Raw genomic sequence first — 25,562 nt, 5'->3', positions numbered from 1 at the left:
ATTGATAACGATTCGCATTAACGATGCGGTCACGCTACCGTGTGAACCGTGCAAATGAAAATCGTTCCCAACAATGGCGATGGCCGCACGCCGCTCGTCCTCGTCGCCGGGCTCGACTCCGATGCGGTCGAGCGCACCGCCGCGGCCCTGCTGATCGGCGGCACCACCCTGGTGCACCACGACCTGAGCGAGCTGGATGCCGGCCGCGTGCGCCGCACCCTGCGCGCGGTCGACCTCGACGGCGAGGAGCGCGTCCACCAGTCGGTGCTCGAACTCGAGCACGGCTGTGTCTCCTGCACGCTACGCAACGACCTGCTGCCGTTGCTGCGCCAACTGCACCGGCGCGACAGCGTCGAGCGCATCGTCCTACAACTGGATTCGGCCCTCGAACCCGAGGCGCTGACCTGGGCCATCGAGCACGCCGTCGTCTCGGACATGCCCGGATACACCGACGCCCCGGCCGCCGAGGACGTCCGCATCGAGGCGACCGTCGCCTGCATCCACGAGGGCGAGTGGCTCGACGCCGCCACCGGGGACGCCACCATGGCCGAGCTCGGCAGGTCGGCGACCACCGACGAGTCGATCGACGAGCGCACCCTCGCCCAGGTCGCGGTGGGCCACGTCGCCTTCGCCGATGCGTTGGTGATCGCCGGGAGCGACCCGGCGATGCGCGACGCCTGGGAGTCCGCGCGGCTGGCCGCGGTGCTCAAACGCCTCGCCCCGTCGGCGCCGATGATCATGGAGATCCCCCAGCGCCGACTGACCACCCTGCTTATGACCCAGCTGTTGGCCGCGGTGCCCGCCGGATCCCGACGCGGCCGCCTCGACGCGCCCCACGATCCGCTGCTGCGCGACCAGCCGCCGCTGGACGCCGACTGCGGCGTAGAACTGTTCACCTTCGAGGCCGAGCGCCCCTTCCACCCGGCCCGGCTGCACACCGCGATCGACCACCTCCTCGAGGGCGTGGTCTGTACGCGCGGCCGGGTGTGGCTGGCGACCCAGCCGGACTCGGCACTGTGGGTCGAGTCCGCCGGCGGCGGGCTGCGCGTCGGCGAGGGGTCGCGCTGGTTGGCGTCACTGGACGAGACCACGCTCGACGGCGTCGACCCGGAGCGTCGGGCCATGGCCGCACTGCGCTGGACGACCGACCACGGCGACCGACACTCGTCGCTGGTCGTCCTGACCCACCGACCCGAGCGCCCCGAAGAAATCTGTCGGGCCCTGCACGAGGCGTGCCTCACCGACGAGGAGATGGCGTTGGGCCAGGCGGGCTGGATGGGGTTCGACGACCCGTTCGGCCTCGCCCACAACGACCCCTGCGACGACCTGCCGCGCACCGCGGAGGTCGAATTGACCCACCGAGAGGACAACCAATGAAGCCCGGAATCCACCCCGATTACCATCCCGTCGTCTTCCGCGACGCCAGCACCGGTGACGAGTTCCTGACCCGCTCGACGATCACCTCGGAGCAAACGGTCGACTGGTCCGACGGCCACACCTACCCACTCGTCGTCGTCGAGGTGACCTCCGCGTCGCATCCGTTCTGGACCGGTGAGCAGCGACTCCTCGACACCGCCGGGCGGGTGGAGCGGTTCAAACGGCGCTACACCCAGGGTTACCGCTGAGGCGCACCCCACCGGTCGCGGATAGGCTGGATCCACATCGACTTGGGGGACGACATGCACACGCCTGCGACACGACCTTGGGCGGCGGCCGCGCTCGCGGCCATCACCATCACCGGAGGCGCGACGCTGCTCGGTGCCGGGACCGCATCGGCCGGCCCGAGTTCCGGGTTCTGTTCGACCTCGGGCAAGGGACCGCGGATGGACTGCTCGTGGCGGGCCCAGGGCGACCAGGTCCGCGTGTCCATCGGCAACCGCTCGCGCAGCCGGGTCGAGTGCACGGTCGGCGCTCTGGGGGCCCTGTCCCGGTCGACCACCCTGCGGGCCGGCGGCAGCGACACTCTGACCGTCCAACGCGACCCGGAGAGCACCCGCTGGTACCGGGTCAACTGCACCAGCCGGACCGGCGAGCCCGAGGCCGTCGACCAGCGAGACAGCTTCGTCGTCTGGCGCGACTGACCGCGGCTACGCCGGTTCGGCGCTGAACTCGGCGGCGCGCACCGCCAGGAACTGCGCCGGCGGGTGACCGGTGATGGCCGCGAACTCACGCGTGAGGTGTGCTTGATCGGCGTAGCCGCACACGGCGGACACCGTCGCGATCGGGTCGCCGGATTCCAGCCGTTCCCGCGCGTGGTCGAAGCGGGCGAGCCGTGCGGCCTGTTTGAGGCCGATGCCGTACTCGGCGGTGAAGACCTTGGTCAGATAGCGCGCCGACCAGCAGGACCACGCCACCAGGTTCGAGACGGTGACCCGTCCGCGCTCATGCTGGATGACCCGCCACGCCTGTTCCGCATCGGGGTCGGCGCGGACGGGCGGGCGCGAGGCCACCGCGTCGGCCAGAACGTGCCGCGCCACCGCGGCCCGCGCATCGTGTGGCACCTCGACGGTCGACTCGTAGAGCCGGTCGGCCAGGCCGGGCGCCGCGTCGGACAGTTCGATGTTGGTGGTCCAGAACTCGCCGGCCGGCATGCCGAACAGCGCACGCACCGCCGCCGGGCCGAGGTGCGCGGCGACGCCGATCTGGGTGCCGCCGTGGTGAATCGTGACCGGATCCAGATGCATGCCGCCCAGGCAGGTGCGGAAGGTCCGCGGCTCCGGGCTGCCCGGTTCCGACAAGCGCAGCCCGTCGTCGAGGTCGACGATCAGGGTGACCGTCGACGACGGGAGACCGATGTGTTCGCCGGGCGCCGCACCGACGATCCGGTAGGCGTTGACGTCGATCCCCGGCGTCAGCCGGCGTACGTCCCGAAGCTCCATATGTTCCCCTCCGCGTCGGAGATGGAGAACCCACGGGATCCATAGTCCTCCTCGGCCATGTCGCGCACCATCGTCGCACCGAGCTCGCGCGCTTTCGCGAAGACCGCGTCGGGGTCGGCGACGACAACGTAGAGGTTGCCCACCCCGGTCGCCGGCGGACCGAAGTGGCCGGGGGAATGAATCATCACCCGACCGCCGTCGGGCCACAGCATCTCCGAGTGCCGCACCTCCCCCTCGCCGTCGCCCTCCACGAGGATTCCCTCCTCGAATCCGAGGGCGGCGAGCCACGCCCGCGCCGCAATCGGATCCCGATAGTTGATTCCCGGCCAGACGCTGCTGTCTCTTCTCTCGTTCATGTGCCCAGTCTGCGCCCGGGTCAGCACGCCCGTCTTGAAGAAATCGGCATGGACACGGTCGCGATTGCCTAACCCCCCAGGGGGATGTTACCGTCGAGACCGATAACCCCCCAGTGGGATACGCGAGAGGATGAGATGACAGCCACCGAACTGGAGCGGACACCCGACACCACGCCCGCCGGGGAGTACCCCCACCCCGGCCCACTCGGACGCCTGGGCATCTGGGTCATCTCGCACGGCCGGATCGTTGCGGTTGCCTGGGTCCTGCTCGTCGTCGGCCTCGGCGTCTTCGCACCGTCGGTCGAGAAGAACCTGTCCGGGGCGGGCTGGCAGGCCAACGGCTCCCAGTCGGTTCAGGTTCGCCAACTGGCACAGGAACACTTCGGCGGCAACGCCTCGTCGGCCATCCAGGTCGTCGTGCACGCCGATGGTGGCGTGACCACCGGCGACGCGCCCGCAGTCCTGGCCAAGGCGACGGCCCTGCTGCGCGGCGACGACCGCATCGGCGAGGTCGTGGCACCGACGCCGGGAGCCACCGTCTCGCCGGATGGGAAGACCGCGATCATCCTCGCCGGCGCCGGGTCGGACACCAATGAGATGGTCCGCGCGGCCACCGACTTGACGCCGCAGCTGCAGGCGTTGTCGACCGACACCGTCACGGTCTCGCCCACCGGGTCGTCGGTGCTGTGGTCAGACTTCAACCACGCCAACCTCTCGGCGATGATGAAGTCGGAGATGGTCTCCTGGCCGATCACCCTGGTCATCTTGGTTATCGCCTTCGGCGCCCTCGTCGCCGCCGGGCTGCCGTTGTTGCTGACGATGGCGGGGCTCATCGCGTCGGCCGGCGTGCTCGTCTTGGTGAACACCGTCGTCCCGGTCTCGATCTGGGCGATGAACTTCGCGATGATGTTCTCGCTGGCACTGGGCATCGACTACGCGCTGTTCCTCGTCGTCCGCTTCCGCGCGGCGCGGATGGGCCACAAGCTGCCGATGCCACAGGCCATCGCCCAGACCATGGACACCGCCGGCAAGGCCGTGTTGCTGTCCGGCGTCACCGTCTTGGTGTCACTGTCGGCGGTGATGATCGTCCCGTCGCCTTCGTTCCGCTCCATGGCCGGGGGCATCATGATCTCGGTCGTCTTCATCCTGGCGGCCACCCTGACCCTGTTGCCGCTGGTCCTCGCCAAGCTCGACGGTCGCCTCAACAGGTTCGCGCTGCCGTGGGTGAAGGTTTCCGAGCACCGGTCCCCCGCCTTCGAACGCTGGGGCGAGCGGTTGTGGCGGCAGCCGGCACGATGGGGCCTCGCCGCCCTCGCCATCCTGATCGCACTGGCCATCCCGGTCTTCGGTCTGACCACCGCGATGCCGTCGATCAAGGTGCTGCCCGAGGACGCCAGCGCCCGCGTGGGCTACGACACCGTCCAGCAGGCCTTCGGCGACGGCGCTCCCGGCACGCTTCAGATCATCGCCCCGAACGACGCGGCGACCGCGACGGTGGAGAAGCTGCGCGCCGACGAGGGGATCGCCGGCGTCATGCCCGCACTGCGGGCCGCCGACGGCAGCGGGATCTCCCTCATCCAGGCCGTGCCCCGCGTCGACCCCTCTGATCCCTCGCTGGCCGCCACCGTCGAGCGTCTCCGCACCACGCTGCCCGCCGGCGCCATGGTCGGGGGTGCGGCGGTGGAGAACATCGATCTCAAGTCCGAGATCGACCGGACCACGCCATGGGTGATCATCACCGTGTTGGTGCTCGGCTTTGCCCTGCTGCTCTTCGCGCTGCAGGCACCGCTGATCGCCCTGCTCGGCACCCTGGCCAGCCTGTTGTCCACGCTCGCCGCGTTCGGCGTCGCGCGGCTGATCTTCCAGGAGGGGATCGGAGCCTCCTTCTTCGGTTTCGAGTCGCAGGGATTCCTGAACGCGTGGGCACCGGTGTTCTTCTTCGCGATGATCTTTGCCATCGCCATGGACTACACCGTGTTCCTCCTCGCCTCGGCCAAAGAGCACTGGGAGACCGACGGCACCGCACGCGCGGCGATGGTCGGCGCCGTCGCCCACTCGGGCCGCGTGATCTTCGCTGCCGGCGGGGTGATGGTGGCGGTCTTCTTCACCTTCGCGTTGTCCGGCCCGCTGCCGCCGAAGGAGATGGGCATCATCCTGGGTGTCGCCGTGCTGCTCGACGCCTTCCTCGTGCGCCTGGTGTTGCTGCCCGTCCTGCTCCGGGTCACCGGCCGCGCCGCGTGGGCTTGTCCCGCCTGGCTCCGACGAGTCCTCCCGACCATCACCTTCGCCCACGACTGAACCCGGGGCCACCCGAAACCACCCGATTGATGAAAGGCACCACCATGACCGAGAACCACACCACCACCGGAGCCGCCACGCTGCGTGCACTCACCCCGCAGCACCGCGAGCTGCGCCAGGCGATCCCGGAGGTCTACCAGGGATTTGCCGCCCTCTCCAGCGCGGCCTTCGCCGACGGGGCGATCAGCCGCAAGACCAAGGAGCTGATCGCCCTGGCCATCGGGGTCGTCGAGGGCTGCGACGGATGTATCGCCTCGCACGCCCAAGCCGCCGCCCGCGCCGGCGCCACCAACCAGGAGGCGGCCGAGGCCATCGGCGTCACCTTCCTCATGCACGGCGGCCCCGCGACGATCCACGCCGCCCGCGCCTACGAGGTGTTCCGTGAGTTCAGTGCGGCTGCCGCTGCGGGAACGCCGGCGAACTAGGAGAATAGAAGCCATGTGTCACGCTGTCCGCTGCCGAACGTGCGGCAAGACGACCTGGTCCGGGTGTGGTAGCCACGTCGACGAAGTCAAGGCCTCGGTACCGGCCGACCAATGGTGTCCGGGTCATGAACCGAGCGGAGAGACCAAGACCGGTTTGTTCGGCCGCCGTCGCGGATAGCGCAGCGCGCCTACCCTGGAGGTGACGGGGTGGCCTGGGCAATGTTGCCCAGGTCACAAATGCCATGCACAATCGCAGTTGATCCCCCGCACGAAGGAATCCCCATGGGCAACGGCGCCGCGTCACCACTGCGGGTGACTCGTGCCTATGAGGCCTTCCTCTCCGGAATCGTCCCGGCCGAGGGATCGGTCCGCGCCTTGGTGCGCGACTCGTGGTTGCGCTCGCGCGACCGCGGGGTCGATCCGCAGAAGCTGCGCCCCCAGGGCGAGGATGTCGGCGAACAGGACTTCCGCGCCTATCGCGATGCCCATCCGCTCTCCTCGGTGCGCGCCCTGATCCAGTCCCTCCTCATCGACGACCTGGACGATTCGGGCGCCGTCGTCGCCGTGGGTGATGAGCGTGGCCGCTTGCTGTGGGTCGACGGCGATCGGTCCGCGCGCAGCAAGGTCACCGGCATCAACTTCGTCGAGGGGTCGGTGTGGAGCGAGACCGCCGTTGGGACGAATGCGCCCGGACTCGCCCTGGCCCTCGACCAGGGCGTGCAGGTGGTGGGCCCGGAGCACTTCGCCGGGCCGGTCCAGCGGTGGAACTGTTCGGCGGCCCCGATCCACGACCCCCTGACCGGCGGACTCCTCGGCGTCCTCGACATCACCGGCGGCGAGGTGGCGTCGACCCCCTTCGCCCTCACGACGGTGCGGTCGGTGGTCGCCGCAATCGAGCGCGAGTTGGCGGCAAAGTCCATCGACCTGTCCACCCCGACGCGCAGCGCCGTCCCGCGACTGGAGATGCTCGACGACGGGCCGCGGTGGATCACCGCGGACGGCCTCTCCCGCCCGTTGTCCCCGCGGCACGCGGAAATCCTCCTGCTGTTGGCCGCCTACCCGCAGGGCCTGTCCACCGAGCAGCTCGCCACCAAACTCGCCGACGACGGGTTGGGCGCGGTGACCGTGCGTGCTGAGATCTCCCGGCTGCGCCGCGCCCTCGGCGATGTGGTCGAGTCGCGGCCGTATCGGCTGACCGTCGCCATCGAGTCCGACGTCGGCGACACCCGAAGCCATATTGAGAAGGGCGAGATCATCGCCGCGATCCGCACCCTCGGCCGGGGCGGACTGCTGGCCGAATCGTTCGCCCCCGGCGTCGTCGAGTTGTTCGACGAACTGCTCGTCGATCTCCGGTCGCGGATGGTCGCCGCCGGCGATGTCCCGGCCCTCGAAGAGTGGGTGGCCTCCCCCCTTGGCCGTGACGATCCGACCGCGTGGGCGCAGCTGGCGCGCACGTTGCCGTCGTCGCACCCCGGCCGCGCACGGGCCGTCGGCCGGGCCCGTCTCCTGGATCGCCGCTTCAGCCGCTGACCCCGGCTACGTCGTTGCAACGTGATTGCAACCACTGTGGGCCTAGCGTGTGATTCACCTCACTGGGAATCGCAAAAGGAGCGACCAACATGACTGTTTACGCCAAGCCTGGAACCGAAGGCTCGGTTATGAGCTTCCAGTCCCGCTACGAGAACTGGATCGGCGGCAAGTGGGTCCCGCCGGTAAAGGGCCAGTACTTCGAGAATCCGTCGCCCGTCGACGGCAAGACCTTCTGCGAGGTCGCCCGCTCGACCGCCGAAGACATCGACCTCGCCCTCGACGCCGCCCATGCCGCGGCACCGGCGTGGGGCAAAACCTCGGTCGCCGAGCGCGCCGTGATCCTCAACAAGATCGCCGATCGCATCGAGCAGAACCTCGAGAGCATCGCCGTCGCCGAGACCTGGGACAACGGCAAGGCGGTCCGCGAGACCCTCGCCGCCGACATCCCGCTGGCCGTCGACCACTTCCGCTACTTCGCCGGCGCGATCCGCGCCCAGGAGGGCGGGATCTCCGAGATTGACCAGGACACCGTCGGCTACCACTTCCACGAGCCGCTGGGCGTCGTCGGCCAGATCATCCCGTGGAACTTCCCCATCCTGATGGCCGTGTGGAAGCTGGCGCCGGCACTCGCCGCGGGCAACTGCGTCGTCCTCAAGCCGGCCGAGCAGACGCCGGCATCGATCCTGTACCTGTTCAGCATCATCGGCGACCTGCTCCCCGAGGGCGTGGTCAACATCGTCAACGGCTTCGGCGTCGAGGCGGGCAAGCCGCTCGCGTCGAGCAACCGGATCAAGAAGATCGCCTTCACCGGTGAGACGACGACCGGCCGCCTGATCATGCAGTACGCGTCGGAGAACCTGATCCCGGTCACCCTGGAACTCGGCGGCAAGAGCCCCAACATCTTCTTCGACGATGTGATGAGCTCCGACGACGGTTTCCTCGACCGCGCACTGGAGGGCTTCGCCATGTTCGCCCTCAACCAGGGCGAGGTGTGCACCTGCCCGAGCCGCGCGCTGGTCCAGAAGGGCATGTACGACGGCTTCGTCGAGAAGGCCATCGCCCGCGTCGGCGCGGTCAAGCAGGGCAACCCGCTCGACACCACGACGATGATGGGTGCCCAGGCCTCCAGCGACCAGTTCGAGAAGATCAAGTCCTACCTGTCCATCGGCAAGGAAGAGGGCGCCAAGGTGCTCGTCGGCGGCGAGCCGGCCGATCTGGGCGGCGACCTGGCCGGCGGCTTCTACATCCAGCCGACGGTCTTCGAGGGCAACAACAGCATGCGGATCTTCCAGGAGGAGATCTTCGGTCCGGTCCTCGCCCTGACCTCGTTCAACGACTACGACGAGGCCATCGAGATCGCCAACAACACGCTGTACGGCCTCGGGGCCGGCGTGTGGAGCCGCAACGGCGCAGTCGCCTACCGGGCGGGGCGCGACATCCAGGCCGGGCGCGTGTGGACCAACACGTACCACGACTACCCGGCACACGCGGCATTCGGTGGTTACAAGCAGTCCGGCATCGGGCGCGAGAACCACCTGATGATGCTCGAGCACTACCAGCAGACCAAGAACCTGCTGGTCGGCTACGCGCAGTCCGCCAAGGGCTTCTTCTAAGCCGATGTCTACCTCAACCACCCCGGAGCGCGTGGTTGCCACGGATTCCGCCGTGGAGCTCCTGACTAAGTTGTCGGAGCTCCACGGCGGCCTCATGATCCATCAGTCCGGTGGCTGCTGCGACGGGTCGGCGCCGATGTGCTATCCCGTCGGGGAGTACCGGATTGGGCAACGCGACGTCATGATCGGCGAGATCGGATTGCCCGACCCCCTGCCGGTTGTACGGATCTGGATCGGCGGCGACCAGTACGAACTCTGGAAGCACACACAGTTGATCCTCGACGTGGTCCCCGGACGTGGTGCCGGCTTCTCACTCGAGGCTCCCGAAGGAGTGCGGTTCCTCTCCCGGTCCCGGGTTTTCAGCGACGAGGAGAATGCCGTGCTCGACGCGAACCCGCCACAGACCGGCGGTGACCTGGTCTAGGCCGATCTCGCGGAACCCACCGAGCGGGCTGCCCCCCTCCCGTCTCGGTTCGGCGGTTCGGTCGGGGCCGTTCATACGCCCAGCATTGCGCTGGCGCAGTGGACGGGCCCCGACCGGGCCGTTTTTCGCTATGAAGTTCTCAAGGTACGTGTGTGGCCCGAGGGCCGAATGTGCTGCGCTGGTTGAAACCGCTGGGTCGAGATGTCAGGCCGCGGCCGGGGTTAGGCGGCGGCGTGGTTGACGAGGGTGAGGGTGCGTCGGTTGTGGCAGCGGATCGGTTCACCTCCTTCGGGCGGCTGGAACCAGGGATGGCCGTCGAAGCCGATCTGGATGTTCCAGCCTTTACCGTGGACATACGTGTGGTGATGCAACGAACAGAGCAGAACCGTGTTCTTGAGGTTCGTCTCGCCGCCATCCGCCCAGTGCTGAATATGGTGACCTTCACACCAGGCTGGTGGTCTGCCGCAGCCGGGGAATTGGCATCCACCGTCACGGGCCTCGAGTGCTTTGCGCAGGGTGCCGGTGACGAATCGCTGGGTGCGTTTGGCGTCCAGCGGCACCGAGTCGGAGGTGAGGAGCGCGGTCACTTCGGTGCTGCCGCAGGCGATTTCCCGTGCCGTCTCGGCTGAGACCGAGCCGGTGAACCCCAACCGCGCGACTCGCGAATCTCCTTCACCACCGCTACCGACCAGGACAGGCAAGGGCACGGTCATGGTGATGTGCGGGACGACCCCGCCCACGGTCGGACGGTTCCGTGAGGCCAGGTATGCGGTGATCATGGTGACCAGGGCGTCGGCGGTGCGTTGGGCCCGGGGACGCGGATCGGGGGAGCCATCGGGCGCGGGGATGGGTTTCGCGAGCGCATCCAACGCGGTGTGGAGCTTTTCGCCGGACAGCTGGTCCAGATCAGCTTCCAGCGTCACGCGACCCTCGCCAGTGCGGCTGATTGATGCTTGGTTGAGTGACGGGTTGTCCGCCGGCGGAATGGATGGCGGATCCAACGGCGCCAACTCGTGGCCCAGTTCGCGGGCCTTCTCCATGACTTGGGCGGGTTGATCGATCCGCGCGTGCGCCAACAACATCGTCGCAGTCTTGTCGCGCACCTCGGTGAATCCGTCAGCCCCCATGCGGGTGGCGATGTGGTCGAGACCGCGGATCACCGCATCCGCATGCTCGATACCCAAGTCACCGTCACGGACCTCGCGCACCACGTTCGGCAGATCATCCAAGTGCTGGGCCAACCGGGCGACCCGGTTGACGGTGGCCGGCGCCAACGGCAACTCCCGCAACAGGTCTCGCCCGTTCTTCAACCGATTCCGAACCGGGATACCGATGGCCTCGGCCCGGGCGGTCGCGGCAGCCAACAGATAGGAGGCGATATTGCCCATGCGCACCGCGGTGACCATCACCCCCAACACGGCCTTGTCGTCGGCGATCGCCTCCGCTGACGCCAACAAGGCACCCACGCCGTTCCCGGATGCGACCGCAGTCGGTGCCAAATCGTCGGCCAGTTCGGTGACGAATGTGGCGAGTTCGTCGTGGTTCATGTGACCCCCAAGGTCCGGGTTCGCATCATGGTGTGCGGACTCGGTTAGAAACTGTGTGCTGTTCTGCTTCTATCTATACACCGAATCTACAACGGAGGTCGGACAAACATCAGATAGCACGTTGACCTGCAGATACGGCCGCCACACGCGAGATCGATCCATCAATGAGCGAGCCGAAGACGACGGTAGACCGGGTCAAGGAAGGTCGGCCGATACCAGGCCGCATCCCCGAGGATCCGCACGACATTGGGCAACAGGAACAGTCGGACGATGAAGGCGTCGACAAGGATGGCGGTGACCAATCCGACGCCGAGAATTTTGAGATAGGTCAGCCCGGACACGGCCATCGCCGCGAGGACGACGGAGATCAAATTGGCGGCGGCGGCGATGACCCGGCGGGTGGCACCCAACCCGACCTGCAAGGCATCCTCACTGCCGCGCCCGGCAGCCCGCTCCTCGGCGATGCGGGCGAGGATGAACATCTGATAGTCCATCGACAGCCCGTAGGCGATGCAGAAGAGCAGGATCGGCGCGGTCACATTGATGGCACCGAAAGCGGTGAACCCACCGAGCAGTCCGCGCAGATGGCCGTTTTGGAAGACGAACACCAACGCTCCGAATGTCGCCCCCAGCGACAGCACCGACAGCACCACCCCCACGATCGGCAGCACAACCGACCCGGTGAGCAGGAATAGGAGCACGGCGGTGGCGAGAACGATCGCCCCGATCGCCAACGGCAGTCGACTCGCGATGCCTTCCTTGACGTCGATCAGGTTGGCGGTTGCCCCACCGACAAGCACCTTCCCGGCCAGTGCGGGATCGTCGGCAATGACCGACCTGATGACGCGCACAGCCGTTGCCGCACGGGGGGATTCGGCGTCGACGGCAAGGGTTACCCGCAACCAATCAGCACCGTTGCTATTGGCGAACAACACCCCGTCGAGCGGTGTCGGCGCAGTGGTCGCCGCCCTCGTCACGTCGCCGCCGGCCCATCGCACGGAGTCGACGTCGGAGGTCTGGGCGACGCGATGCGCAAGCGAGGTGAGCACGGCGGGGGGCGCGCCGTCGGGAACGACGATCGGCACCGTGTTCTGCGCCAGTCCCGGGAACTGGGCGATCAGCTGTTCGGTACCGCTTCGGGCGGCGTCGGAGGCGGGCAGCTCACGGTAGTCACGAACGACGAAGTTGGCCTGGAGGATCGGCCGCGAGCAACTCCGGCAGCGGGAGGTCGCTGTAGTACGAGTGCACCTCGGTGACCCCCGGCATTGCGGCTACCGCCTCGATCGTCTTGCTCGCCCCGGCACGGTTGCCGTCCGACGGGGTCAGAATCAGGATCAGGTCCGGATTGGCCGACGGGAAGTGCTGTTTGACCAAAGCATCGGCGCGCACCGATTCCGCCGAGTCTGCCGCCAGCCCACCGGTTTTGAGTAGTGCCGTGGTGGACGGCATCAGCGCGATACCGAGCACCGCAAGGATGAGGACGGCCGCGAGGGCCGCAAGGCGGGAGCGGCGGGGAATCGTTTCCTGTTTCAGCACACTGCCATCGTGGTGCGTCGACCCCGGACCTGGCTTGTACAGATCCGGCGACTTCAGGCCTCAGCCCGGCCGGACCAACCCGACGTCGAGAAGCTTCGGCGGCAGACCGAGCATCTCGTTGCAGACCCGGGTGAAGTGCGGCCCATCGAAGAATCCACCACCGGCGGCGGCTTCGGTGACCGACTCCCCCTCGACGATCAGCCGCAGGGCCACGCACAGCCGTTCCCACTTGACCACCGACGAGAAGGTGACCGCGAGCTCGTCACGCAGGACCCGCAAGATCGCGCTCTCCGAGAGGTGGAATTGCGACGAAACGTCGGCGGTTCGCAAGGGAGTCAACGGGTTCGACGCGATCTGGGCACCCACCCAGGTAACGATGGCCACCGCCAGCTGATGGCGATCGCCGGCGTCGCCCACGACGGGGATGGCCGACGGCGGACCGTCCAACACCACCGCCCCACGACCGTCGAGGAACGCCCGCAATTGCCGGCCCCGCTCAGAGTGTGGCGCGAAATAGGAGAAGTTGCCGATCCCCGACGACCTGATCGCATGGGGCACGTTGGTGTCGAGCAGGATCACCGCCACCCCGTCGTGAGGCTGCTCATCGACGACGATGGCGAACCGCGTCGGGCACTCGATCAGTTGGACGGCGTAGTGGCGGTGCACGCGGGTGGACCCGAAAACGCCGGAGTAATGCGCCGCGTCACCGTTGTCGACGACGTCGCCCTGCCACGCAATCCGATGTTCCACCCGCCGCCCCCGAGGTTTGATCCCTTTCACCGTACCGGGCGACGGCATGGGGTTCAGAGACACTTTCCTACACCCTGTTGCAAATTCCGACAAGGTGTAGGAAAGTACGGCCATGAACAAGTTACGAGACTGGCTTACGATCCAGCCCATCGTGCCTGCCGAGGACTACGGGTTCTTCGGGCCCGGATCAGTGACCTGGAAAGTGTGGAGCTATCCAACGTCGCTGACCATCGGCTTCCAGCGCGCGGTGGTTATCGAAGAGCTCGACCCCAACCTGATCGCCGCTGTGGACAAGACCTCCGACATCTACAAGCGGCCGCGCACACGCTACGACCGCACGCTGCGCTACTTCGCGATGGTCGCTTTCGACGACAGTCGTGCCACCACCCATGCCGCGGATGTCCTGGTCAAGATCCACTCGAAGGCGATTGGCACCGACCCGGTGATCGGTGGGACCTATGACGCCAACGATCCGGCGTCGCAGCTGTGGATCCACTTGACGGCCTGGCACTCCATCCTCGTCGCCTACGAGAAGTACGGCCCCGGCAAGCTCAGTCCGGCCGAAGAGGCGCAGTACTGGGAAGAGTGCGCCGTGGCCGCCGAGTTGCAGACCTGCAATCCGGCCGATGTGCCACGAGACCGAGAAGGCGTCCAAGCGTACTTCGAAGCGATGCGCCCGCACCTCGTCGGTTCCGATATCGCCAAGCGGGCGATGAACCACCTCTTGCAGGCCGAGGTCATGTTGCCGACGATGCCGCTGCTGCTCCGTCCGGCGACACGCTTCATCACCTGGTTCCTGCGTCGGGGCACCCTTGCGACGATGCCCAGGTGGATGCGCGAGATGGCCGACCTGCCGACCGGACGGTTCCTTGATGCCGTGGCGCTGCCGTTCCTCAGCGCGGCGTTCACGCTCGTCAGCTTGAGCTCGTACCTCGAGTTGATCCTGCTCCGACTCCTCTCGCCGGCGTCGGTTCCCGTGGCCGCGCGTGTGCTTCGGGCCGTGCCGCCGACGAATCCGGTGACGACCACCCCGCGCGAGGCCCAACGCCGATTCGGTTTGGCCAACCCGCGCGACGCACACGTGGAATTGCGCCAACGGCAGTACCGTCGGGTGTTCGGCGAGCACGCCTCGCCCAGCGACGAGGGTTTGCTCGAATCCCAGTCGATCCTGGGGGCGATCCAATGAGTTCAGTCGATTCTGGGGGCGATCCAGTGACTACACTGCAAGCCGTGTTGAACCGGCAACTGAGCATCCGGCAGCTCTTCCACCTTGCGACGGCGGGGTTCGTCGTGGTGGTGCTGCCCTACCTGCTCATTGGCGGGGTGTGGGCCTACAACCATTCGTCCCAGCTCGACCATCTCTCCGGCGCGGACAAGGTCTTCTCGATGATCGGTGAAGTGATCGCCTGGCCGGTACTGCTCGTCGCGGATGTGCAGTTGCGTTGAAGACGACCGCCGTCGGCGACCACAACGGCAGAGCCGAGCACCTGGGACCGGAACGACGCCGGCCCCAGGTGCTCGACACCGCGCTGCAGATCGCGGCCGAAAGCTCTGTCGGTGAGGTGACGATGGGTGCGATCGCCCAACGACTCGGAGTGAGCCGCCCGGTCGTCTACGCCTGCTATCCCGACCGCGGCGAGTTGCTGTCGGCCCTGCTGGAACGCGAGACCGCGTCGCTGACCGGCCGGCTGATGGCGATCTTGCCGCCGCGAAAGACAAGCACCGTGGAGCAGATGTTCGTCGACGGGTTCTGCTCGTTGTTCACCGACGTCGGCCGGCAGCGGTCGTCGTGGCAGATCATTCTCGCCGAGGATCCCGACCCCGTTCTGGCTCGGGCCATCGCCAAAGGCCGCGCACTGATCACCACCCAGGCCGCCGAAGTCATGCGGCCGTTGTTCGAGCGTTGGCAGGTTGCCGACAGCGAAAAGACGCTGCCCGTGCTGACCGAGGTCTTCATCGGCATCTGCGAGACCGGGGTCCGCATGATGATCCGCCCCGACACGACGTGGGAGCCAGCAGACTTGGCCGAGATCGTCGGCCCCGCCGCCTACCGGGCTCTCCGGGCACGAGGCTGACGCCCTCCGGCGCCGCACCGCGTCACCTCGGCCTCACGGGCCGACGAACACCGTGCGTCGCGTCGCGACGATGAGGTCCAGGCTTGGCGACTTCCGGCATTCGAAGTAGATCCGGTACGTGGCGGGCATCAGGCCGCCGGCGGTCAGGGTGACCGAGCGGGCACTGGTCTGGCGCTCGGCGTTGGTCCCCTGCTGGCTGCCGACGTAGATGCCGAGCAGATCGTAGGGCGCCGGCGGGACCTGGAGCCAGCAGCGTTTCGGGCCGGGCGGCAGATGCGTGACGCGGACATGGACGGCGCCGCGCGTGGCCCACACCGCGGGCCGCGACGCCGCGTCACTGGCGGCCGGGGTGACCGCCGGGGCGGCGAGGGCCGCCAGTCCGACCGCCATGGCAAGGGCGCGGGCGCGAACCGATACGGGCATTCTCATCGTCGCTCCTTCATCGGTGGATGTGGTGTGGCCGCCCCAGCGTGACACCGCGTTGGCGGCCCACCACGAGTAGTCGACTACCCGCTTTCCCCGAAATACTCCGACACGGGCCGACCCGCGCCGGCGAGGGGTTGCCAGGGCCGACATTCATCGCTACCGTGACAACAACAGTTGTTACATTCGGCGCTGTCACGATTGAGTGGCGGCAACACTTGGAGGCTCGAATGAGTTCAGCGATCCAGTACAACAACGACTCCGCCGACGTCGAGGGCAACGTGATCAGCCTGAACGACCAGGGCGTCGAGGAGGTGTCCGACCGACTCCTCGCCTCGGCAGCACGCCTGTCGCGCAATGCCATGACCGAGATCGACTGGTCGCTGCCGATGGAACCGGATAAGCACGGTTGCAGTCCGGAGTGGTCGTCGCTGTACGGCACGGACTACTGGAACGAGCTCACCGACGAGCAGCGCGTCAGCCTGACCCGCCACGAGTTCGCGTCGATCATGTGCATCGGCATCTGGTTTGAGATGGTCCTGCAGGAACTGGTCCTGCGCGATCAGTACCTGGGTGAGTACCACAGCACCGAGTTCCAGTTCGCCCTCGTCGAGGTCGCCGACGAGTGCCGCCACTCGCTGATGTTCTCCAAGGCGTCGGAGAAGATGGTCGGCAAGTCGTACCGGCCGAACAAGCTCGTCGGGCGCCTGGGCAAGGTCTTCAAATACGTCGCGAAGAACGAGGTGGCCTACGCCGGCATCCTCGTCGCCGAAGAGGTGCTCGACGTCTTCCAGCGCGGCTGCATGCGCGACGACCGCGTGCTCCCGTTCATCCGGACCGTCAACGAGATCCACGTCCTCGAGGAAGCGCGCCACATGAAGTACGCGCGCGAGCAGGTGCGTGAGTCGATGCAAGGTGTCGGCTGGTTCCGCCGCAAGCTCAGCGCGTTGGTCGTCTCGATGGGCGCGTACATGATCGTCGCGAACCTGGTCCGCCCGCAGGCCTACGCCGACGCCGGCCTGGACAAAGGCCGCGCCTACGGCGAGGCCGCCCACAACGAGCACTTCCACTCGATGATCCGCAGCAGCTGCACCCACCTGATGGAGTTCCTCGACGAAGTCGGCCTCCTCACCAAGCCGGCTTTGCGGTACTACCGCAGGGCCCACATGATCTAAGGCGCAGCGATGGCCTTCGTCATCACCCAGTCGTGTTGCAGTGATGCCGGCTGCGTCTCGGTGTGCCCGGTCAACTGCATCCATCCGACGCCCGAGGAGCGCGGGTTCGGCTCGTCGGACATTCTGCACATCGACCCCGAGGCGTGCATCGACTGCGGCGCTTGCGCCGATGCCTGCCCGGTGAACGCGATCTTCCCGGCCGATCGGCTCGGCGCGAAGGACAAGGTCTTCATCGAGATCAACGCCGGCTACTACAAGGACAACCCCGACATCTCCTCGGGCTGGTCCGACGTGGTGTACCCGGAGATCCCTCGGTTGCCCGCCGGCTTGCGCGTCGCCGTCGTCGGCACCGGCCCGTCGGGCGGCTACGCCTTGCGCACGTTGCTTAACCGCACCCGGGCGCACGTCACCGTCATCGACAAGCTGCCGACGCCGGGCGGGTTGGTCCGCGCCGGCGTCGCCCCCGACCACCCGTCGACGCGCGACGTCATGCGCACCTTCGACCTGCTGCACCGCGACCCGCACGTCACCATGGCGACCAACGTCGAGATCGGCGACGACGTGGACCACGGCCAGATCACTCCCGCCGAGCTGGCCGAGCACTTCGACGCGGTGTTCTACGCGGTCGGGGCGTCGCAATCGCGGCGCCTCGGGATCGCCGGGGAGGACTTGCCCGGCTCGATCGCGGCCAGCGATTTGGTCGCCTGGTACAACGCCGTCCCCGGGGCCGACGGACCGTCGATTCCCAACGACGGGACCGGGCGTGCCGTCGTCGTCGGGACCGGCAACGTCGCGCTCGACATCGCGCGCATCCTCGTCTCACCGCCAGATCTCTTGGCTCGCACCGACATTGCCGACCGAGCATTGGGTTTGCTGCGCAGTCAGAATGTTCACGAGGTGGTGGTCCTCGGCCGCCGCGGCCAACGCGATGCCGCCTACACCGAGGCCGAGTACCGCGCGCTGTCGACGATCGAAGGCGTCGAGATCGTCGTCCACGACGAGGCCGACGGGCCGCTTCCCGACCTGAGTGGTCCGGCCGACCCGAGTCGGCGTCGCATCGTTTTCCTCTTCCACACCACCCCGCAGTCCGCGGTCGGCGAGGACCGGCTGGAATCGGTGACCGTCGCCACCGGCGGCCGCGAGCACCGGATTGCCGCGGATCTGTTGGTGCGCTCCATCGGCTACCGCGCCGTGCGCATCCCAGGGCTGCCCTTCGACGAGGAGCGCGGCCACTTCCCCAACGCCGACGGCAGAGTCGTCGACGAGGCCGGCAACGTCGTGCCCGGTGCCTACGTCTTGGGCTGGGCCGGGCGCGGCCCGTCGGGCGGTATCGGCGCGAACAAGCAGCATGCGATCGAGACCGTCGAGCGGTTCATCGACGATGTGGCCAACGAACGGATCCGCCGACCCGCGACTGAGCCTGAGGCCTTCGACGAGCTGCTGCGCAAGCGCAACCGCAAGGTCGTCGGCTATCGCGGCATGCGCAAGATCGATCGTCGGGAGCAGGCTGCCGGCGAGCGCGAGGGCCGACCTCGCGTGAAGTTCACCGAGATCAGCGACATGCTCGCGGTGGCCGGGCGTCGCCGCCGATGACTCCGCTCTGATTCGAGTAGCGCACTACTCGCGCCGGGCGCACGGCTGCGCGAGACCCTTCAGTGGACAGCCGACACCACTTCGAATTCGAACCCGACACGCTTCTCGAATCATGGTTCGGCTGCCGATGCGTGCGGGGTGCGATTCGTCGGGGAGTCGCCGCCCCAATCGAGGCACGGCGTCCCCGGCCCGAAAGCCGAGCCGGGGGCGTCGCTGCTTGCGGAGCGCCATGAAGGTCCGGCGTCTAAGCGCCCGGAAAAAACGAGGTCCCCGACCCGAAAGCCGGGTCGGGGACGTCGCTGCGTGAACCCCCTAAGGGATTCCCAGTGCTTCAGACGAGTATCAGGCTCCGAGGCCGGGGATGATGCTCGTGCCAGTCTCGTTGAAGTACACCAGGTTTGCGATCAGCATGACGATGGTGAAGAGGGTGACCACGATGGCTGAAAGCATCATGGTGGTCCGACGGTGCACGCGGTAGGCCGGTGCGACCACGATGCGGTGCTTACCCGTGTGCCGAACAGACATGACGTGCCCTTCCCTTTGTCCTTGCTGTGTCTGCTTCAAGGCTGGCACGTGCCACTGACATAGGGAATGGACCTAAGCACCCTCGAACCGACCTCCCAGGGGGCTCCCAGGTTCGACAGGTGGACAATGGTGGTGTGGTCGAGCCGCTTCCCGCCGACAGCTGGGCATCCTCCCCGGCCGTCCGGAAGTCGATGCGAGGCAATCGCCGGCGAGACACCGCACCCGAGATGGCGGTGCGACGCCTGGTCCACACTGCCGGCCTGCGGTACCGCGTCGACTACGCGCCCCTCCCCGAGATGCGCCGCCGCAAGGCCGACCTCGTGTTCACCAAGGCCAAAGTCGCTGTCTTCATCGATGGCTGCTTCTGGCACGGATGCCCTGAACACCGGCAAAACCCGAAAACCAACGCCGAGTTCTGGCAGCGGAAGATCGAGACCAATCGCACCCGCGATGCAGCCATGGATCAGGCCCTGACCGAGTCCGGATGGACCACTGTTCGCTGCTGGGAGCATGAAGAACCCTCACGGATCGCCGCGGCAGTGATCGGAGCGGTCAGGAAGGCTTCAGCCAATCACTCGATCTAGGCGGCAACCGGCTCGACTCCGCATAGGGCACCCGCGAAGTTCGGATCACCCGACAAAAGCACCCGCGCGCACTTCGGGAAGGACCCCTCGAGCAGCCCCGGCACGCTGCTACCGCCCGGAACCAGTTGCCGGTCGAGGAGGCGGTTCGACGTTTCGCACGACGTCTCGCCAATGAGCGAACAACCGCGACAAGCTGAGAGGTTGAGACTGGTCGTCCCCTGCCGGTCGCTCTCAATGCATACGGGATCATTCGAGCAGTAGTCAGCGTCGCCTAGTGCAGCGATCAACAATGGAACTAGCTTCGACGGTTGTGGCGGTCGGATCCGCCGGGTCGGCGCGTCGGCCTTCGCGGCGGCCTTGGTTGCTTCGGCTCGAAGCGTCTCGATGGGGCCGAAATCGTCACCTCGGGGGTCACGGGTGTATTCCTACCGGGAGTTTCACCCGCGGGGTCGTTCGCGTGTCGCCCGTCTACGGACTGCTACGAACGGCACTTCACTGGCTTGCGTGCGGCGGGGTCGAGCTCGTTCAGAATGATTCGGCGCACTGTCGGGTCCTTCGACATGGCGTCGTGGCCGACGCTCAGCGTGGGGCAGTAGTTCTGCACGACGATGTTGCGAACGTTGGGCGCCGGCTTCATCAAGGAGACCGACACCGGGTTCACCACCTCGTCGGTGCGGCTGGCGATGTTGGCGTACGCGATGGTGGGGTGGTTGCCGAATCGGGTGGCCTCCGGGTCGATCAGTTGGGCGCATGCGGGGCACGCATTACCCAGCACCGCGGGCGGTAGGGCGGCGAACAGCGCGCTCAACCCACCGACGCTCGGCGCACCGTTCACGACGCCCGCCAGGTTGATCACCCGTCGGGTGTGCTTGGCACCCTGGTAGTCGCGCAGGTACATCATCTGGATCGACGCTCCCTGCGAGTGGCCGATGAAGTCGAGCTTGTCGGCCCCGGTGCGCTGGCGGACCTTGGAGGCAAACGCGACGAGCGTCTTCACCGATTCCCGGATCGGTCCCAGCCCGCCGTAGCCAGGCAGTCCGGGGAGCTCCCCGTAGGTGAAGGTGTAGACGCAGTACCCGGCCTTGGTGAGCGCGGGCGAGAGCGTCGCCCAGTTCTGATTCTGGTTGGCCGTGGTCCCGTGCACCAGGACCACCGGAACCGGATGCGTCGTGCTGCGGCAGGACCAGTTGTTCGCGCCTTTCGGCGGCACATCGGCCCAGTCCTCCGGCGCCGCCGAGGTCGTGCCGAGGGGCGCGAGTGCGAGGAGTGCGTCGGTCGTCACAGCTGCGACGCGGAGTCGGGTGAGTGACGTTCTGCGCATGGGCCTCGCCTCCTGTTGAGATCCAATCGGACGCTACCGCTTCACGATCGGGATTGTCAGTGCTACCGGCGATGCTTGTCTCCATGGAGCTCACCGCACGATTCACCAACACCTACGACGGGGAGGAGCACGTCCACGACGAGATCCTCGCCCTCCCGACCCCGACGTCAGTAGACTTCGACGAGGATCTGCAGGAGTGGTCCGAGGATCACCTCTTCCCGCTCACCGGCGACGGGAACGCGATGGATCGGGACGCCGGCTACTTCGTTGAGATCTTGGCCTGCGCCGAATGCCCCACACTCGTCGGCCGTGAGTTCGCGTGGGGGATATGAGTCGTGCACGATCGGGCGTCTCTCCGTGATCTACTCAACTCCGTGAACGAGCCACTCGCACCCGGCGTCTACGAGTCCATTCACTCGCATCGTCTTCAACAGAAGATCGACCGCGTGTCCCTCACCCCTGAATTCAGCAAGCTCGCCGCCGATGATGCCCCCGAGGTGTTTGCTCGGCACATAGCTGACAACGTCCGCCGGTACCTCTCAGCAATCAGGGACCCGGCGGCACGCTTCGCCGCGGTGAACGACATCCTTGCCATGCTTCCCAACGCTGCTGACGATTCCGTCGTCCCTTCTGACACACCGATCCTCACCTCGCTCCACGATGCGGCGAGTCCAGCCCTACCCCGCCCGGCGACACCGCTGTCGGACGTGGCACTCCTAACCAACACCCCCGACGAACCAAACATGGCCAGTGAGATCGCACGTGAGCTGGGCAGCGCAGATCGCGTCGATCTACTCTGCGCGTTCATTCGCTTTGCGGGGGTTGCGGTGATCAGTCGCGAGCTTCTAGCGCTCCGCGACCGCAACGTGCCGCTCCGCGTGGTCACGACGACATACCGCGGTGCAACCGAACGCCGAGCAGTCGATGATCTTGTTAACAAGTACGGCGCAGAAGTTCGAGTTCGCTACGAGACCGCGTCCACTCGGCTCCATGCCAAAGCATGGCTGTTTAGACGTGACTCCGGCTTCGACACGGGCTATGTCGGCAGTTCGAATCTGTCACGGTCGGCGATGGTAGATGGCCTTGAATGGAACGTGCGGATCTCCGGGGTTGCAACCCCTGCCCTCACCCGGAAGTTCGAAGCGACCTTCGACACCTATTGGGATGACCCCGCTTTCAAGCCCTACAACCCCGCCACCGACGCCGAACTCCTCGATCACGCGCTCGCTGAGGCCGGAGGAGGCAACTCCGCTCGGGAAACAATCACCATCTCTGGCCTCGAAGTTCGGCCGTACCCTCATCAAGAGCGGATGCTCGAAGCACTCGATGTCGCTCGGGTTGTCCACAATCGACATCGGAATCTCCTCGTAGCGGCCACGGGCACCGGCAAGACTGTCGTTGCTGCGCTTGACTACAGGCGACTCTGCGGGGAAGCCAATGAATCGCTCAGCCTCTTGTTCGTTGCGCACCGGAAGGAAATCTTGGAGCAGTCTCTGCGGAAGTATCGCGAAGTATTAGGCGACGGCAGCTTCGGTGAGCTGTACGTCGATGGACGACGTCCTGTCGAAGGGAAGCACGTCTTTGCCAGCGTCCAGTCGCTTGCCAGGGCCGGAAAGGACTTGGTCACACGATCGACGTTTGATGTCGTAGTCATCGATGAGTTCCACCATGCAGCGGCCGCAACATATCGCTCTCTTCTGGAGGAAGCTGATGCGCAGGAACTCCTCGGACTAACTGCGACACCCGAACGGTCAGACGGAGCTGACATCCTCCGGTGGTTCGGCGGCCGAAGTACGTACGAGCTCCGCTTGTGGGCCGCCCTCGAACAGGATCTCCTGTGTCCCTTCCACTACTACGGCGTCGCAGACAACACCGACCTCAGCGGTCTCGCTTGGTCTCGTGGGGACTACTCCATCACCGAGCTTGAGAATGTCTACACCGGAAACGACGCCCGCACACGCGTGGTTCTCAATACCCTTCGCGACCGCGTCGCAGATCCCGCGCAGATGAGGGCCTTGGGGTTCTGCGTTTCCATCGGCCATGCCCGCTACATGGCCCAAGCGTTCTCGAACCAGGGGATCCCTTCCATTGCGATCGATGCCCACACTCCCAGCGCTGACCGAGCGCAGGCTTTCACCGATCTGCGCCGCGGTTCGGTGAAGTGCCTGTTTGCCGTCGACATCTTCAACGAAGGCGTAGATATCCCCGACGTCGACACGCTCCTCATGCTGAGGCCGACGCAGAGCGCGACCGTTTTTCTTCAACAGCTCGGGCGCGGCCTGCGACGCAGCCAGGGAAAGTCGATTCTGACGGTGCTCGACTTCATCGGACACCAACGGGCCGAGTTCAACTTCGCCCCACGATTCACTTCGTTGACGGGCAAGGTTGGTCACGCGCTGATCGACGAGATCGACAATGGCTTCCCCTTCCTGCCCGGAGCCAGCCGCATCGTCCTCGACCGCCAAGCCCAGGAGACCGTCGTCGAGTCCGTAAGGCGTCAACTGCCGACTAGTCGTCGCAGTGCACTAGTGCAGGACATCCAACGTGTCGGCACCACCGAGCTAGCGGTTTACCTCGACCACACTCGCGGCGAACTGTCGGATATCTATGGGGGAAGTAGCCCCCGATCCTGGACTCCTCTCATCCGCGACGCCGGCCTCGATGCAACCGCGGGTGGCGTCCAAGAGGACGCACTCCTCAAACGTGTCCGCTCACTCGCCCACGTCGACGATCCCGAACGGATCGCGACATACTCGCTGCTCGCGTCGTCCGACTGTTCCACCTACGCCCGCCTGACCGTCCGTCAGCAGGCCTATGCCCGAATGCTCTTCACAACGCTGTGGCCTGACAACGGTGGGTTCGATTCATACGACGCCGGCCTCGACGTACTACGGGCCAACCCCGCTGTCTGCTCTGAGATCCGGCAGCTCCTAGCCATCTGCTCCGCGCGAATTCCACATGTACCAAAGTCCGTCCCAGGAATCGGTGATGACTGTCCGCTGTACTCGCACGCTCACTATCGCCGGGAGGAAGTCCTCGCAGCCATCGGGTTCGCAACGCTGCAGCGCAAGGCGCGAGGACAGGCCGGCGGGTCGATCGCCAGCGACAACTTCGAAGCCCTCTTCGTGAATCTCCACAAGGACGAAGGCGAGTTCAGCCCGACGACGATGTACCGCGACTACCCAATCTCCCGACAGCTATTCCACTGGGAGTCGCCAAACAACACTATGGCCGCTTCCGATCGAGGGCAGCGTTACCTCGCGCAGCCCGTGAATGGTGTCGACGTACTGCTGTTCGTGCGCGATCGACCGAACGGCGACTACGGGTCAGAGCCCTTCATCTTCCTGGGCCCTGTCGATTACGTCGAGCATCGTGGCGAGCGACCAATCGGAATTACCTGGAAGCTCCGCCGAGATATGCCAGCGGCTGTGTTCACCAGCGGGAGTGTCGTCGCGGTATAGCCCCAACGAGACCCGGTGCTCAATGAATTCGTTCCGCGCTTCAGGTAGGCCTCGGGAGACACACGATGTCAGTGGCTCGTGCCACCATGCGATCCATGAGCAACAGCCCCCCGGCAACGGTTACCTACACCGCCGACCGCAGCGACGAACCCGCGCCGACCACCGCGGACATTCGCACCATCGACCGCGTAATCCGTAGGGCCGCGCGACACGACATCACCCTTTCCGTCGCAGACTTCGCCATCGTGCCCGGCTGGGGGCCGATGCTGGACTCCATGGACCCCGACGAGTGGCTTGCCGACATGCTCATGGACTAGCGATCCGCGGAACGGTGTGCGTCATTCCTTGCACGGATGCCTACGCCCGCGCGGCTACTCATCGACGTAGATTCGGCTGGTGAGGTTCTGGAAACGCCGCGATCCACGTGCCGCGGCCGCACAGCTGGCCGGCGCGGTGAGCTTTGACGATCAGCGCATCACCCGGGAGCTGGGCGGCGGGCGCAGCGAGAGCATCCGGTGGGTTGAGCTGTCCGAGGTGCGGCTCGTCACCACCGATGGGGGGCCGTTCGCGGATGACGTCGTCTGGGTGCTGGTCGGTGGTGACCGCGGCATCCTGGTCCCGAGTGAGACGCCGGGGACCGGCGCGTTGCTCGAGCGGCTGCAAGAGCTGCCCGGGTTCGACAGCATGGCCGTCATCGAAGCGATGGGCTCCATCACAAACAACAGCTTCCTCTGCTGGCGGAGCGATCCTGCGTGAGTGGTTTCGATACACCCGCTCCCTCGTCGCGGGCACTCAACCACCAAACGTTGTGCGCGCCGGTAATCTCGATGGGGGACGGCAATTAAGGAGTTATCCATGGCGCACCAGCTCATTTGCCCCTGCGGCGAGAACATCACCTCGTACGACGACACGTTCGTCGACGACGTCCAGGCACACCTCAACGCCCAGCACCCCGGCCGCAACTACTCTGCCGACGACATCATGTCGATGGCGATGGAAGTCTCGGACAAGCTGGTCAAACCGACGTCGTAAGGTCGTACCCTCGTC

At 66.4% G+C, this 25,562-nt stretch carries 29 protein-coding genes; 20 read left to right on the top strand and 9 right to left on the bottom strand.

Annotated elements, in window-relative coordinates; translation table 11 throughout:
* Positions 1 to 54 precede the first annotated feature (54 nt).
* From mrf to nbrcactino_RS02300, 3 genes are read left to right on the top strand one after another with little or no spacing between them, the layout of a single operon-like run.
* A complete protein-coding gene (gene mrf, locus nbrcactino_RS02310; RefSeq protein ID WP_161927545.1) occupies positions 55 to 1,377 on the top strand; it encodes a ribosome hibernation factor-recruiting GTPase MRF in 1,323 nt (440 codons plus the stop codon).
* Positions 1,374 to 1,625, top strand: coding sequence for a type B 50S ribosomal protein L31 (locus nbrcactino_RS02305; RefSeq protein WP_161925898.1), 252 nt, complete (start codon positions 1,374 to 1,376; stop codon positions 1,623 to 1,625). The genes mrf and nbrcactino_RS02305 overlap by 4 nt, the downstream gene beginning before the upstream one ends.
* 54 nt (positions 1,626 to 1,679) lie before the next feature.
* Complete coding sequence (locus tag nbrcactino_RS02300; RefSeq protein ID WP_161925897.1) at positions 1,680 to 2,081, top strand: hypothetical protein; 402 nt, start codon at positions 1,680 to 1,682, stop codon at positions 2,079 to 2,081.
* A 6-nt stretch (positions 2,082 to 2,087) separates the two neighbouring features.
* Here nbrcactino_RS02300 and nbrcactino_RS02295 read toward each other — a convergent pair whose 3' ends face one another.
* Both nbrcactino_RS02295 and nbrcactino_RS02290 read right to left on the bottom strand, forming a co-directional pair.
* On the bottom strand, positions 2,088 to 2,879 hold the full coding sequence (locus tag nbrcactino_RS02295; RefSeq protein WP_161925896.1) for a helix-turn-helix domain-containing protein: 792 nt from the start codon (positions 2,877 to 2,879) through the stop codon (positions 2,088 to 2,090).
* Complete coding sequence (locus nbrcactino_RS02290; protein ID WP_161925895.1) at positions 2,852 to 3,235, bottom strand: VOC family protein; 384 nt, start codon at positions 3,233 to 3,235, stop codon at positions 2,852 to 2,854. Before nbrcactino_RS02290 ends, nbrcactino_RS02295 begins: the two co-directional genes overlap by 28 nt.
* 135 nt (positions 3,236 to 3,370) lie before the next feature.
* Between nbrcactino_RS02290 and nbrcactino_RS02285 the strand changes: the two genes are divergently transcribed.
* The 6 genes from nbrcactino_RS02285 to nbrcactino_RS02265 all read left to right on the top strand — a co-directional run bounded on the left by nbrcactino_RS02285 (position 3,371) and on the right by nbrcactino_RS02265 (position 9,525).
* Positions 3,371 to 5,533 carry an MMPL family transporter gene (locus nbrcactino_RS02285; protein ID WP_161925894.1) on the top strand — a complete coding sequence of 721 codons (2,163 nt, stop codon included), beginning with the start codon at positions 3,371 to 3,373 and terminating at the stop codon, positions 5,531 to 5,533.
* Between the two features lie 44 nt (positions 5,534 to 5,577).
* Complete coding sequence (locus nbrcactino_RS02280; protein ID WP_161925893.1) at positions 5,578 to 5,958, top strand: carboxymuconolactone decarboxylase family protein; 381 nt, start codon at positions 5,578 to 5,580, stop codon at positions 5,956 to 5,958.
* 13 nt (positions 5,959 to 5,971) lie between these two features.
* The gene (locus nbrcactino_RS18565) at positions 5,972 to 6,136 is read left to right on the top strand and encodes a DUF8730 family Cys-rich protein (protein WP_503826574.1); all 165 of its coding nucleotides are present in this window, start codon (positions 5,972 to 5,974) and stop codon (positions 6,134 to 6,136) included.
* Positions 6,137 to 6,240: 104 nt separating this feature from the next.
* Positions 6,241 to 7,488 (top strand): sigma-54-dependent transcriptional regulator family protein, encoded by a 1,248-nt coding sequence (locus tag nbrcactino_RS02275; protein WP_161925892.1) that lies wholly within the window; start codon positions 6,241 to 6,243, stop codon positions 7,486 to 7,488.
* Between the two features lie 89 nt (positions 7,489 to 7,577).
* Positions 7,578 to 9,101, top strand: coding sequence for an acetaldehyde dehydrogenase ExaC (exaC, locus tag nbrcactino_RS02270; protein WP_161925891.1), 1,524 nt, complete (start codon positions 7,578 to 7,580; stop codon positions 9,099 to 9,101).
* A gap of 4 nt (positions 9,102 to 9,105) precedes the next feature.
* The gene (locus tag nbrcactino_RS02265; protein WP_161925890.1) at positions 9,106 to 9,525 is read left to right on the top strand and encodes a DUF779 domain-containing protein; all 420 of its coding nucleotides are present in this window, start codon (positions 9,106 to 9,108) and stop codon (positions 9,523 to 9,525) included.
* A gap of 221 nt (positions 9,526 to 9,746) precedes the next feature.
* On the opposite strand, the gene nbrcactino_RS02260 is transcribed toward nbrcactino_RS02265, so the two are convergent.
* The 4 genes from nbrcactino_RS02260 to nbrcactino_RS02245 form a co-directional block, all read right to left on the bottom strand.
* On the bottom strand, positions 9,747 to 11,072 hold the full coding sequence (locus nbrcactino_RS02260) for an HNH endonuclease signature motif containing protein (protein WP_161925889.1): 1,326 nt from the start codon (positions 11,070 to 11,072) through the stop codon (positions 9,747 to 9,749).
* Positions 11,073 to 11,233: 161 nt separating this feature from the next.
* Entirely contained in the window at positions 11,234 to 12,232 is a 999-nt protein-coding gene (locus nbrcactino_RS02255) for an MMPL family transporter (RefSeq protein WP_228460799.1), read from the bottom strand.
* Between the two features lie 10 nt (positions 12,233 to 12,242).
* Complete coding sequence (locus tag nbrcactino_RS02250; protein ID WP_161925888.1) at positions 12,243 to 12,608, bottom strand: hypothetical protein; 366 nt, start codon at positions 12,606 to 12,608, stop codon at positions 12,243 to 12,245.
* 60 nt (positions 12,609 to 12,668) lie between these two features.
* On the bottom strand, positions 12,669 to 13,358 hold the full coding sequence (locus nbrcactino_RS02245; RefSeq protein WP_161925887.1) for a helix-turn-helix transcriptional regulator: 690 nt from the start codon (positions 13,356 to 13,358) through the stop codon (positions 12,669 to 12,671).
* 112 nt (positions 13,359 to 13,470) lie between these two features.
* Between nbrcactino_RS02245 and nbrcactino_RS02240 the strand changes: the two genes are divergently transcribed.
* From nbrcactino_RS02240 to nbrcactino_RS02230, 3 genes are read left to right on the top strand one after another with little or no spacing between them, the layout of a single operon-like run.
* Positions 13,471 to 14,544, top strand: coding sequence for an oxygenase MpaB family protein (locus nbrcactino_RS02240; RefSeq protein ID WP_161925886.1), 1,074 nt, complete (start codon positions 13,471 to 13,473; stop codon positions 14,542 to 14,544).
* Between the two features lie 44 nt (positions 14,545 to 14,588).
* The gene (locus tag nbrcactino_RS02235; RefSeq protein WP_228460638.1) at positions 14,589 to 14,804 is read left to right on the top strand and encodes a hypothetical protein; all 216 of its coding nucleotides are present in this window, start codon (positions 14,589 to 14,591) and stop codon (positions 14,802 to 14,804) included.
* The gene (locus nbrcactino_RS02230) at positions 14,801 to 15,433 is read left to right on the top strand and encodes a TetR/AcrR family transcriptional regulator (protein ID WP_228460637.1); all 633 of its coding nucleotides are present in this window, start codon (positions 14,801 to 14,803) and stop codon (positions 15,431 to 15,433) included. The genes nbrcactino_RS02235 and nbrcactino_RS02230 overlap by 4 nt, the downstream gene beginning before the upstream one ends.
* Positions 15,434 to 15,466: 33 nt before the next feature.
* On the opposite strand, the gene nbrcactino_RS02225 is transcribed toward nbrcactino_RS02230, so the two are convergent.
* Positions 15,467 to 15,862, bottom strand: coding sequence for a hypothetical protein (locus nbrcactino_RS02225; RefSeq protein WP_161925884.1), 396 nt, complete (start codon positions 15,860 to 15,862; stop codon positions 15,467 to 15,469).
* Positions 15,863 to 16,086: 224 nt separating this feature from the next.
* Between nbrcactino_RS02225 and nbrcactino_RS02220 the strand changes: the two genes are divergently transcribed.
* Together nbrcactino_RS02220 and nbrcactino_RS02215 are read left to right on the top strand one after the other, a co-directional pair.
* Positions 16,087 to 17,031 (top strand): AurF N-oxygenase family protein, encoded by a 945-nt coding sequence (locus nbrcactino_RS02220; protein ID WP_161925883.1) that lies wholly within the window; start codon positions 16,087 to 16,089, stop codon positions 17,029 to 17,031.
* Positions 17,032 to 17,040: 9 nt separating this feature from the next.
* Positions 17,041 to 18,624, top strand: a complete 1,584-nt coding sequence (locus nbrcactino_RS02215; RefSeq protein ID WP_161925882.1) for an FAD-dependent oxidoreductase — start codon at positions 17,041 to 17,043, stop codon at positions 18,622 to 18,624.
* Positions 18,625 to 18,966: 342 nt separating this feature from the next.
* On the opposite strand, the gene nbrcactino_RS02210 is transcribed toward nbrcactino_RS02215, so the two are convergent.
* The gene (locus nbrcactino_RS02210; protein WP_161925881.1) at positions 18,967 to 19,149 is read right to left on the bottom strand and encodes a hypothetical protein; all 183 of its coding nucleotides are present in this window, start codon (positions 19,147 to 19,149) and stop codon (positions 18,967 to 18,969) included.
* Between the two features lie 134 nt (positions 19,150 to 19,283).
* Between nbrcactino_RS02210 and nbrcactino_RS02205 the strand changes: the two genes are divergently transcribed.
* Positions 19,284 to 19,733, top strand: coding sequence for a very short patch repair endonuclease (locus tag nbrcactino_RS02205; protein WP_228460636.1), 450 nt, complete (start codon positions 19,284 to 19,286; stop codon positions 19,731 to 19,733).
* 478 nt (positions 19,734 to 20,211) lie between these two features.
* Here the strand turns inward: nbrcactino_RS02205 and nbrcactino_RS02200 are convergent, their stop codons facing one another.
* Positions 20,212 to 21,054, bottom strand: a complete 843-nt coding sequence (locus nbrcactino_RS02200) for an alpha/beta fold hydrolase (RefSeq protein ID WP_161925880.1) — start codon at positions 21,052 to 21,054, stop codon at positions 20,212 to 20,214.
* An 83-nt stretch (positions 21,055 to 21,137) separates the two neighbouring features.
* Here nbrcactino_RS02200 and nbrcactino_RS02195 point away from each other — a divergent pair, with 83 nt between their 5' ends.
* From nbrcactino_RS02195 to nbrcactino_RS17985, 5 genes are all read left to right on the top strand, one after another.
* The gene (locus nbrcactino_RS02195; protein ID WP_161925879.1) at positions 21,138 to 21,386 is read left to right on the top strand and encodes a hypothetical protein; all 249 of its coding nucleotides are present in this window, start codon (positions 21,138 to 21,140) and stop codon (positions 21,384 to 21,386) included.
* A 42-nt stretch (positions 21,387 to 21,428) separates the two neighbouring features.
* Positions 21,429 to 24,515: a DEAD/DEAH box helicase gene (locus tag nbrcactino_RS02190; protein WP_161925878.1), complete on the top strand. Its 3,087-nt coding sequence runs from the start codon at positions 21,429 to 21,431 to the stop codon at positions 24,513 to 24,515.
* Between the two features lie 95 nt (positions 24,516 to 24,610).
* Positions 24,611 to 24,832: a hypothetical protein gene (locus nbrcactino_RS02185; RefSeq protein WP_161925877.1), complete on the top strand. Its 222-nt coding sequence runs from the start codon at positions 24,611 to 24,613 to the stop codon at positions 24,830 to 24,832.
* A 79-nt stretch (positions 24,833 to 24,911) separates the two neighbouring features.
* Positions 24,912 to 25,271, top strand: a complete 360-nt coding sequence (locus nbrcactino_RS02180; RefSeq protein ID WP_161925876.1) for a hypothetical protein — start codon at positions 24,912 to 24,914, stop codon at positions 25,269 to 25,271.
* Positions 25,272 to 25,370: 99 nt separating this feature from the next.
* Positions 25,371 to 25,547 carry a hypothetical protein gene (locus tag nbrcactino_RS17985; RefSeq protein ID WP_186343287.1) on the top strand — a complete coding sequence of 59 codons (177 nt, stop codon included), beginning with the start codon at positions 25,371 to 25,373 and terminating at the stop codon, positions 25,545 to 25,547.
* Positions 25,548 to 25,562 lie beyond the last annotated feature (15 nt).

Source organism: Gordonia crocea (assembly GCF_009932435.1).
GTDB lineage: Bacteria > Actinomycetota > Actinomycetes > Mycobacteriales > Mycobacteriaceae > Gordonia > Gordonia crocea.
Note: the sequence above shows the minus strand (reverse complement) of the source record. Positions and strands in the feature narration are given on the sequence as shown.